Raw genomic sequence first — 1,122 nt, forward strand, 5'->3', positions numbered from 1 at the left:
AGGTACCGTCTCGTGGGCCAAGGGGGTTCTGTCGGGGCGAACGGCGGTAGTACGAAGGTGAGAACCAGTCGGCGCACCATTCCCACACGTTGCCGGCGACTTCGAAAAGACCGAAATCGTTCGCAGGGAACGAGCGTACCGGCGCGGTTGTCAGGAACCCGTCGGAAAGCGTGTTGGATTCAGGGAATCGACCATGCCAGATATTGCATCGATCCTCGCCTGCCGGATTGAGCTCGTCACCCCAGGGATACCTCCTGCCCTTCTGTCCGCCGCGTGCTGAGAACTCCCATTCGGCCTCCGTTGGCAGCCTCCCACCAGCCCAGGAGCAGTAGGCAGCGGCATCGTGCCACGAGACGTGCACGACAGGATGGTCCCCGAGGCCGCCCTCCGCCCAGTGAGAACGGCTCCCGCCGGGATGAGCCCAGTCCGCCCCGCGAACATCAATCCACCACGGAGCCCCCGGAGATCTACCGAGCATGTCGGACACGGGTGCGTTCACTGCCAGATGAAAAACGGCTGAGGACCCGAAATGCTCAGCGTCGGTGACGAAACCGGTATCCGACACGAATTCCGCGAACTCGGTGTTTGTCACCGTCGTCGCTGTTATCGCAAAGGGCGCGACTTCAACGCGGTGCACAGGCCGTTCGCCGTCGGTGCGATATCCCTCATCGAACGGATCTCCCATGAGAAATTCGCCACCAGTAAGTTCGACGTACTCGCGTGCGTCATGCGCGTCTTCACGGGCCTGACGCTGCTCGGGCTGGGCTCCCAATCGAATTTCGCTGCTGGTCGTATCGGAGCGATGCGGCGATGTACGGCTCGGCGAGCAACAGTGTTCCATGAGTGAGGTTGTCCTCTCGCGATATGTACCTAAATCATATCGTAGTCACTTGCAACCCTGTTCAAACTCGTTCGTCTATCCACTCATGGATACTAAAGCACATAATGGTCAGCTGGGGCTTGTCTTCTAACTGTCCATGAATGTGACCGCTTTGCCGAGGCCACCGAACTGTGCCGCGCGGCGTCTCCACGTCAGTGGTCGGAGGAAAGGGTCTGTGAGGTGCTATCGACTCGCTGTGAGTGCAGCTCCGGCGATTCCCGCGGTGTTGAGGAGGGTGGCGG

The 1,122-nt window shown here is 60.3% G+C and carries 1 protein-coding gene; it reads right to left on the bottom strand.

Annotated elements, in window-relative coordinates; all coding sequences use genetic code 11:
* Window positions 1-772: formylglycine-generating enzyme family protein (locus AC1DWA_RS32895; RefSeq protein ID WP_477917599.1), on the bottom strand; the 772-nt coding region annotated here is incomplete at its 3' end.
* Between the last annotated feature and the right edge of the window lie 350 nt (window positions 773-1,122).

The organism is Rhodococcus sp. P4_F3_2 (genome assembly GCF_056401335.1).